Below are 8,675 nucleotides of genomic sequence, written 5' to 3' on the forward strand. Positions count from 1 at the left end.
CGTCGCTCATCATCGCAGAGGGCATCCGCTTCGGCCAACGGCGAACTGAGCCGCCACACCGGGCGCCCGAAGCCCACACTGCAATGCGGCTTCGCGTCTTTAATCAGCCGCGGCGCGCAACCCATGTGGTGATCTCGGCGGCCACCTGCTGGAATGCGGTATTCAATGCGTGGATGCCGGCGTTCGGATCGGGTGCCGCAGCAGCCACGCGGGCATGGAAGCGCTTCGTCGTGATGATCGAAGACGTCCGCTCGTCCACGAGCTTCACATAGACATCGACCACGGCTTCCGGGGCGCCAGAGGTCGCATCCACCTGAAAATCGCGGATCTCGATTGCAAGAGAAAGATCGCCCGTCACGCGATCCTGATTGGTGAGCACAGCGCGGAAGGCGCCGGAATTGGCAAGCGTTTCGACAAGCCGCGCCTGGAACAACGCAGGAAGCCGGTCGCCCCATGCCGCGCCGGAAAAGTACGCAACGCGCCCGTTCGCGCCCTTGACGAGGATTTCCACGGTGTCGATGGTTTTGACTGCGACCGGAGGATAAACGGTGATTTGTATACCGCGCGCGCGCATCCGCTCCACCTGCGGCGCTTCGAGATCGAACGTCGCGGGCGCAGACGCGCCAACGAGCCCGCCCATGGCACAGCCGCCGAGCATTCCTGCCGCCACGATGGCCGCTATCTTACGCATCAGCCGCATGATGCCTCAAAGCCCCTCTCGATTCGCCCGACCGAATATAGGCGAAGTTGCCCGCTTCGATGTTCAATTCCTCGCATGCCTGAAAGCGTTTCCCACCCATACCAGCCACGTTAAGGAAACGCGATAAATCAGATGTATAGAAATTTGTCTGCATTACAAAGAATGCAAATGAAGCTCCAGTGGTCGGCATCGTACCGACCTCTAGTATTTTGGCGACTGCTGACCGCCGAGAAGAAAGCCCGTCGGATTGCGGTCGATTTTCTGGACGACGCGGTCGAGGCTATCGACCAAGCGCCTGCCGTCTTTGGCCAAAAGCTCGAACTCTCGAAGCGAGCGATCCGCCTGCTGTGTAAGTGCACCAGACTTGTCACCGACCGATTTGTCGAGCTTCTCTGAAAGCTGCCGAATGGAAATCGCAGCCTGTTGCACTTGCGACACAATCGAATTGGGGTTGTCCGAGGATTCGCCAGCAAGTCTGTCGACCGCAGAGTCGATCTTCGCACTGACGGCCGCAAGTTTTTCCGAAAGGTGCCGCACGTTTTGAATGACGGAGGCAATGTCATCCTTCCGCTCGGCTATCATGCCCGTGAATGTTTCGAGGTTGGTGACGGTGCGATGGAGAGAGTCTTCATTATTCGCAATGAGGTTGTTCAGGCGCACGGCGAGCGCGCTCGCCTGACCTGCGGCGTCCGACACGCCGGCGAACAGGGAACCGCCCGCGCCCGGATCGGCGGAAATAACCGCGATCTCCTCGCCCGGCTTCGGCTCAAGCATCGGCATGTCCGGCGTGCCGGGCGTGATCTCCATCGCGACCCATCCCGCGAGCCCCTGCTGCGAGATGCGCGCGTGGCTGTTGGTGCGAACCGGCGTGTCCCGCCTGACCGAGATCAGGATGCGGACCTTCCGCGTATCTTCCGGCAACAGCTCGATCTTGCGCACCGCGCCGAAGCGGATGCCGTTGAACATCACGGGAGAGGCAACGGTAATGCCCTGCACCGAGCCGTCGAGAACTACGTGATATTCCTTGCCGTCGCCGCCGTCCGAGTCATGCTTCATCCAGTAGATAAAGCCGAGCAGCGCCGCGATCAGCCCGAGGACGAAGACGCCCACGATGAGGTAGTTTGCCCGTGTTTCCATCTCAGGATGCCTTTGCGATTTGTCGGCCGCGCTCGCCGCAGAAATACTCCCGCACCCACGGATGGCCGGGATCGCGGACGAGGTCCATCGGCGCGCCCTCGCGCACGACGTGCTTGTCGGCCAGAACCGCGACGCGGTCGCACACAGCGAAGATGCTGTCGAGGTCGTGGGTGATCATGTAGACGGTGAGGCCGAGCGTTCGTTGCAGGCTCTGGATCAGCCGATCGAACGCCGCGGCGCCGATGGGATCGAGGCCTGATGTCGGCTCGTCGAGGAAGACGATGCGCGGATCGAGCGCGAGCGCTCGCGCCAGCCCGGCGCGCTTCCTCATGCCGCCGGAGAGTTCCGATGGGTATTTGTAGGCCGCGTTCGGGGGCAACCCAACCATCGCGATCTTGAGCAGCGCCAGCGCGTCCATTGTTTTCTGCGGAAGGTTCAGGTGCTCGCGCATCGGCACCTGCACATTCTGAAGCACCGTAAGCGACGAAAAGAGCGCGCCGTCTTGAAACAGGACGCCGACCTGTCGTTCGATCTTCACGCGTTCGGTCTTGGAGAGTGACGCGAAGTCGCTGCCGAGAATTTCCACGCTCCCCGCCTCGAAAGGCAGAAGCCCGAGGATCGTGCGCAGCAGCACCGATTTGCCCGTGCCCGATCCGCCCGCGATGGCGAGGATTTCGCCCGCATGCACGTCGAGGCTGAGGTTTTCAAAGATGAGCTGCGTGCCGAAGTGCTTCGTCAGCCCGCGAATGCGGATCGCGTATTCAAGCGGCGCGCCGTTCAACTGCGGTGCCGTCATGTCAGAATCCCGCCGCCGAGAGGAAAATGGCAAACACGGCGTCGAGTACCAACACGAGGAAGATCGCCTTCACCACCGCCGTCGTCACCTGTGTGCCAACCGACTCCGCGCTGCCCTGAACGCTCAAGCCTTCCAGACAGCCGACTAGCCCGATGACGAGAGCGGCGAACGGAGCCTTGATGAGCCCGACATAAAGATGCTTCGCCTGCACCGAGCTGTTCAGCCTTTGCAGATACATGTCAGTGTCGAGCGAGAGATAAAGCTTCGCCATGACGGCACCGCCTGCGAGCGCCATCATGTCGGCCAGGAAGACGAGAAGCGGCAGCGCGATTATCAGCGCAAGCACACGCGGCAGCACGAGCGTTTCGATGGGATCGATGCCGAGTGTGCGCATGGCGTCGATCTCTTCGCGCATCTTCATGGTGCCGATCTGCGCGGTGAAGGCCGAGGCCGAACGCCCTGCGACCATGACCGCAGCGAGGATCACGCCCAACTCACGCAGCGCGAGGATGCCCAGCATGTCGATGGACATCGTTTCCGCGCCGAATTTTTGCAGCTGGAAAGCGGATTGCTGCATTACGACGCCGCCGATGAGGAAGCTCACAAGCGCGATGATCGGCACGGCGGAAAGGCCGGTCTGCTGAAGCTGGTGGGTGAAGGCCTTTATCCGAAAACGCCCCGGGTGCACGACGACGCGCGCTAGGGCGGCAGTCGTCTCGCCGAGGAACATCGTGAGGCGGATGGCATCGCGCCCGATGGAGGTCGCGGCGGAAAGGAAGCGGCGGAGGATCTCGACGGCTGCGCCTGCGCGCGGCGGCGGCGGCTCGTACGCGGCCGGGGCGGCGCGCGCGATCTCGTCGAGCAGGATGCGGTGCTCCGGGCGTGCGCGGGAGAAGTCGGCGGTTTTGGCGGCGGCCTTGCCATCCCTCAGCCCGATAAGGGTCAACGCGCCCGCTGTGTCGAGGCGCCGCATATCGCCGATGTCGATCTCGTGAGCGGGGCCGTGCGAGGCTTCAAAATCATCTACGGCGGCCTGCGCATCACCCAGCGCAGCGAGCGTCCAGTCGCCGGACACGATAAGCCGGCGCGTCCCGCGCTCCTCGGCGGAGCGAAGGGCCGGTTCTATGATCCGGTCCAGAACAGCGTCGTTGTCAGGCATTCCCATCAGACTTCTGAAAGAATTGTTAAGCCATAGCGAGGATTGGGTGTCGAGTCTGTGAAAAACTGTCGCAAACCTTCGCGCGACGTGTTCCTGCCAGCCAACCGTGACAAGAACGAGACGCCAAGAAACCGTGCGATTTTGTCAAGCGTTTGGAAAGGTTTACCCGCTAGTGTTTCTACAACCGATTTTCGAACACCCGGCGGCGAGTATGACAATCCTCACAATGGCTCCCCTGTCAGAGGCCGACTACTGCGCGATCGAGAGCGCACTTCTCGCGTCGGACAAGGGCCGACGCTTCCTGCGCGCCTATGTCGACCGCAATCGCGGGCTTGAGACGCTTCGCCTGCTTCGGTCGATTTCGCGGCTGCATCGCGCGGCGCTCGGTGTGCCCGGCCTCAACGCAGAGGTCTGCCGCGATCTGTCGGGCATTCTCAGCACGGTCTCGAAGCACCGGCACAAGGCGTTCGATTGTTTCGACGAAGGAGACAAGGCTGAACTTCTGCTGAACGGTATGGAGGAAATCGAGGCCGCCGTAATCGCCCTCATCGAATCGATTGAGGATCGCATGGCGGACTCATTGAACGAGGAACTCGAATCGCAGGCGCAGCAGCCCGGTTCGCCTGCCGCTCCTTATGCCTCGGACCGCACCGCGAAGCTTTTCGGCGAGCTTTCCTCCTATTTCACGACCGAATCGCGCTGAAGCGCTTTCCAGCGAAGCCGTTATCCAGCGCGCTTCTTACCGCGCTGACGCTCGAATCCGACAAGCATTTTCCCGACGAACATACGCGGGACATACAGCTCACGGGCATTTCCCGCGCGTCTTTGCGCCATATTCGCGCCCTTCAAACTCCCGATGAGAACGTATCTTTCCTAGTGGAGCGAATTTGACATTTGAGTCCCGTTTGCAGCGAGCTCTCGCTCAAATGTCAAATTCAAAAGCTCCGCTAAAATCATCACGTTCCTAGTGGTCCCTGTCCGGCATTTGGTCACGAGGTGCCGCGAACGGATGCAAATGTCGGAATCGGACCACTAGCCGATACCGGCTTTCAAAGCTGGCGGATCTGGTACGCCAGCGGCCCGGCGGCCCTTCCCCCAAGTTTGCGCAAAACCTACCCCAAGTTGAAGCGAGGCATTCTTGCAACGCTCGACTACTTAACTGATTGCGGGGCGCTCGATGGGACAATCAGAGGTTGATGCAGCTAAAGGTTGCAGCTAAGTCGTTAAGCAGACCTTAGTTGTTTCGAATCGGAAAAAGCCATGATTGTCATCGTCGACGACCGCGAAACGGTGTTGAACGGATATGCCGCCTGGTTCTGCCGGGAGGGTGTTTCTGCAACCGGGCTGGCACCGCATGACTTCCGGCAGTGGGTGAATACTGCACCGGAGCCGGATATCGACGCGGTTGAAGCCTTTCTGCTCGGCGACTTTCAGAATCGCGAGGAAGTGCCGCTCAAGATCAAATCGCGGTCCGGTGCGGCCGTCATCGCCATGAACGAAACGAAATCCCTGAACGATACGCTCGATCTTTTCGCCGCTGGCGTGGACGACGTTGTGCGCAAGCCCGTCCATGTGCGCGAAATTCTTGCCCGCATCCGCGCCATCAGCCGCCGCTCTCAGCAGGAGGCGCAGTCTCAACCGCTTTCCGGTCGCATCCGCGTCTTCTCTGACGGTCGCGATCCCGAGATCGATGGCGAGCCGCTCCCGCTCCCGCGTCGCGAACGCCGCATCCTCGAATATCTGATGACAAACAAGGGCCGGCGCGTGACGAAGTCGCAAATATTCAACTTCGTCTACGGATTGTTCGACGACGGCATCGACGAGAATGTCATCGAAAGCCACATCAGCAAGCTGCGCAAGCGGTTGCGTCAGCGGTTGGGGTCAGACCCGATCGATTCTCAGCGCTTCCTCGGCTACCGGTTGACGCAAGACTGAAGCGGGACTTTGAAACATGGCGTCTATTTGCTTCTGGCGCCTTTTTCCTCAAATTTCAGTGGTAGCGAGGCCGTGTCCGGTCTACGGCATGGCGCTAAAAATCAGACGTTGCCTTTGGTGGTATGAGTTCCATCGTGCGCCCGCTATAAGCATTCGGATCGCGAGGCAGGACTCTTGGATATGGGTCGACGACGCGATCACATGTTGACGGTCAATAAAAGTATGCCGTCAGATCAGGCGCTGGCAACTAAGCGTGATTCGCGCTATCCCGCCCAATCCACTGCTTATTCGATGAACAGCGGCCGCAACTTCGTCTCTAACTTTAAGCTAAAGACCGGCTCGAAGGACCGAACTCTACGGTTTCCCCGCGCGGTCCCAGAACGCCTTGATCTTGCTTAGGAAACCGATGGTATCCGGATGCGTCGTGTCGTTTGACGCCTTCTCGAATTCCTTCAGCAACTCCTTCTGCTTGCGCGACAGGTTTTGCGGCGTTTCAACCTCAACCTGCACGTAGAGATCGCCGGTCAGCTTTGACCGAAGCACTGGCATACCTTTGCCGCGAAGGCGGAACTGCTTGCCGGTTTCCGTCCCCTCGGGGATCTTCACCCGCGCGCGACCGCCGTCTATCGTCGGCACTTCAACCTGCCCGCCGAGCGCCGCCGTCACCATGGTGATCGGCACGCGGCAGAACAGATCTGCCCCGTCGCGCTGGAAGATGTCGTCGGGCATAATCGACAGGAAAATGTAGAGATCGCCCGCCGGACCGCCGCGAATGCCAGCCTCGCCCTCGCCCGCAAGCCGGATGCGCGTCGAATCCTCGACGCCCGCCGGGATGTTGACCGAGAGCGTACGCTCGCGCGTCACCCGACCGCTGCCGGAGCACACCGTGCAAGGCTTCTGGATAATCTCGCCGCGCCCTTGGCAGGTCATGCAGGTGCGCTCGATGGTGAAGAAGCCCTGGCTCGCGCGCACCTTGCCGAAGCCTTGGCAGGTCGGGCAAGTCACGGGGCTGGAGCCCGATTCCGCGCCAGCGCCGCCGCACGCCTCGCATGTGACCGACGCGGGCACGCGAATCTGCGCCGTCTTGCCGTAAAAGGCTTCCGCGAGAGAAATCTCCATGTTGTATTTGAGATCGGAGCCGCGTTCCTTGGCGCTGCGTCCGCGCGTGCGGCGGCCGCCCATAAACTCGCCGAACAGGTCGTCGAAGATCTCCGACATCGAAGCCGAGAAGTCCGAGCCGAAGCCGTAGCCACCATTCGCTCCCGCGCCTTCGAAGGCGGCGTGGCCGAATTGGTCGTAGGCGGCGCGCTTCTGCGGGTCTTTCAGCGCCTCGTAGGCTTCATTAACTTCTTTGAACTGAATTTCGGCCGTGGCGCTGCCCGGGTTGCGATCCGGGTGACATTCTTTTGCAAGCTTCCGAAAAGCGCTTTTGATTTCGTGATCGGCTGCGCCCTTTTTCAGCCCGAGCACCTCGTAATAATCGCGCTTCATGGTGTGTTGTTAAGATCCTTGATCATCAACCTTCGCCTGCAAAAGATCAGCTTAAGCTTGGCGGACGCAATTTGTGCGCCGGTCCGGCCAAGCCGGGCTGCGGAATCGCGGAGAGACTTGGCGTCTCCCCGCTTCTTTATTAGGCCGACTTCTTCTTGTCGTCCTTAACTTCCTCGAACTCGGCATCGACCACGCCATCGGAGGCAGTCGAGCCACCAGCGGCACCGCCCTGCGGGCCGCCCGCTCCGGGCGCCGCGCCGCCTGCGTCACCACCAGCCTGACGGTAAAGCGCTTCACCGAGCTTCATCGCGGCCTTGGCAAGTTCGTCCGCCTTGGCGCTGATCTGCGCGGCATCTTCGCCCGTCGAAGCGGTCTTCAGCTCCGCAACAGCAGCTTCGACCGCCTTCTTGTCGCTGTCAGAAACCTTGTCGCCAAGTTCCACCAGCGTCTTCTCGGTCGAGTGAATGAGCGCTTCCGCCTGGTTTTTGGCCTCGACCAGCTCGCGGCGCTTCTTGTCCTCCGCAGCGTGGGTCTCGGCTTCCTTGACCATGCGGTCGATGTCGTTGTCGGACAAACCGCCCGACGCCTGAATGCGGATCGACTGTGCCTTGCTCGTGGCCTTGTCGAGCGCGGACACATTCACGATGCCATTGGCGTCGATGTCGAACGTAACTTCGATCTGCGGCACCCCGCGCGGTGCGGGCGGGATGCCCACGAGGTCGAATTGTCCGAGCATCTTGTTGTCCGCCGCCATCTCGCGCTCGCCCTGGAAGACGCGAATGGTCACCGCGTTCTGATTATCCTCGGCGGTCGAGAAGACCTGGCTCTTCTTCGTCGGGATGGTCGTGTTGCGGTCGATAAGGCGCGTGAACACGCCGCCGAGCGTCTCGATACCGAGCGAAAGCGGCGTGACGTCGAGCAGCAGCACGTCCTTCACGTCGCCCTGAAGCACGCCCGCCTGAATGGCAGCGCCCATGGCCACGACTTCATCCGGGTTGACGCCCTTGTGGGGCTCCTTGCCGAAGAAGTTTTTCACGATCTGAACAATCTTCGGCATACGCGTCATGCCGCCGACGAGCACGACTTCGTCGATTTCGGCCGCTTTCAGCCCGGCATCGCGGAGGGCCGCTTCGCAGGGGCCGATGGTCCGCTGCACGAGATCGTCCACGAGGCTTTCGAGCTTGGAGCGCGTCAGCTTCATCGTCAGATGCTTCGGGCCGCTCGCATCGGCGGTAATGAACGGCAGGTTGATTTCGGTCTGCTGGGCGCTGGAAAGCTCGATCTTCGCCTTCTCGGCTGCTTCCTTGAGGCGCTGAAGCGCCAGCTTGTCGCTGCGAAGGTCGATGCCGTTCTCGCGCTTGAATTCGCTGGCGAGGTAATCGACGAGGCGCATGTCGAAGTCTTCACCGCCGAGGAATGTGTCGCCGTTGGTGGACTTCACCTCGAACACGCCATCG

General features: G+C 61.0%; 8 protein-coding genes. 2 read left to right on the forward strand and 6 right to left on the reverse strand.

Going from position 1 to position 8,675, the window contains the following annotated elements:
* Positions 1-103: 103 nt before the first annotated feature.
* The 4 genes from T281_RS14415 to T281_RS14430 form a co-directional block, all read right to left on the reverse strand.
* Entirely contained in the window at positions 104-700 is a 597-nt protein-coding gene (locus tag T281_RS14415) for an ABC-type transport auxiliary lipoprotein family protein (protein WP_037240766.1), read from the reverse strand.
* A gap of 201 nt (positions 701-901) precedes the next feature.
* Positions 902-1,837 (reverse strand): MlaD family protein, encoded by a 936-nt coding sequence (locus T281_RS14420; protein ID WP_037240769.1) that lies wholly within the window; start codon positions 1,835-1,837, stop codon positions 902-904.
* Position 1,838: 1 nt separating this feature from the next.
* On the reverse strand, positions 1,839-2,633 hold the full coding sequence (locus tag T281_RS14425) for an ABC transporter ATP-binding protein (protein ID WP_052037529.1): 795 nt from the start codon (positions 2,631-2,633) through the stop codon (positions 1,839-1,841).
* Position 2,634: 1 nt separating this feature from the next.
* On the reverse strand, positions 2,635-3,792 hold the full coding sequence (locus T281_RS14430; protein WP_037240772.1) for an MlaE family ABC transporter permease: 1,158 nt from the start codon (positions 3,790-3,792) through the stop codon (positions 2,635-2,637).
* Between the two features lie 211 nt (positions 3,793-4,003).
* Here T281_RS14430 and T281_RS14435 point away from each other — a divergent pair, with 211 nt between their 5' ends.
* Together T281_RS14435 and T281_RS14440 are read left to right on the forward strand one after the other, a co-directional pair.
* The gene (locus tag T281_RS14435; protein WP_155955274.1) at positions 4,004-4,495 is read left to right on the forward strand and encodes a hypothetical protein; all 492 of its coding nucleotides are present in this window, start codon (positions 4,004-4,006) and stop codon (positions 4,493-4,495) included.
* Between the two features lie 557 nt (positions 4,496-5,052).
* Complete coding sequence (locus T281_RS14440; protein WP_013419922.1) at positions 5,053-5,727, forward strand: response regulator transcription factor; 675 nt, start codon at positions 5,053-5,055, stop codon at positions 5,725-5,727.
* Between the two features lie 354 nt (positions 5,728-6,081).
* Here the strand turns inward: T281_RS14440 and dnaJ are convergent, their stop codons facing one another.
* On the reverse strand, positions 6,082-7,218 hold the full coding sequence (gene dnaJ, locus T281_RS14445; RefSeq protein WP_037240777.1) for a molecular chaperone DnaJ: 1,137 nt from the start codon (positions 7,216-7,218) through the stop codon (positions 6,082-6,084).
* A gap of 139 nt (positions 7,219-7,357) precedes the next feature.
* The coding region (gene dnaK / locus T281_RS14450) for a molecular chaperone DnaK (protein WP_037240793.1) at positions 7,358-8,675 on the reverse strand (1,318 nt) is incomplete at its 5' end.

Origin of the sequence: Rhodomicrobium udaipurense JA643 (genome assembly GCF_000636015.1) — a bacterium.
Lineage (GTDB): Bacteria > Pseudomonadota > Alphaproteobacteria > Rhizobiales > Rhodomicrobiaceae > Rhodomicrobium > Rhodomicrobium udaipurense.

Excerpts from the sequence above, each read along its gene's own strand:
- T281_RS14440 (WP_013419922.1), top strand. The coding sequence starts at position 5,053 with ATGATTGTCATCGTCGACGACCGCGAAACGGTGTTGAACGGATATGCC.
- T281_RS14425 (WP_052037529.1), bottom strand. The coding sequence starts at position 2,633 with ATGACGGCACCGCAGTTGAACGGCGCGCCGCTTGAATACGCGATCCGC.
- T281_RS14430 (WP_037240772.1), bottom strand. The coding sequence starts at position 3,792 with ATGCCTGACAACGACGCTGTTCTGGACCGGATCATAGAACCGGCCCTT.
- T281_RS14415 (WP_037240766.1), bottom strand. The coding sequence starts at position 700 with ATGCGGCTGATGCGTAAGATAGCGGCCATCGTGGCGGCAGGAATGCTC.
- T281_RS14420 (WP_037240769.1), bottom strand. The coding sequence starts at position 1,837 with ATGGAAACACGGGCAAACTACCTCATCGTGGGCGTCTTCGTCCTCGGG.
- dnaJ (WP_037240777.1), bottom strand. The coding sequence starts at position 7,218 with ATGAAGCGCGATTATTACGAGGTGCTCGGGCTGAAAAAGGGCGCAGCC.
- T281_RS14435 (WP_155955274.1), top strand. The coding sequence starts at position 4,004 with ATGACAATCCTCACAATGGCTCCCCTGTCAGAGGCCGACTACTGCGCG.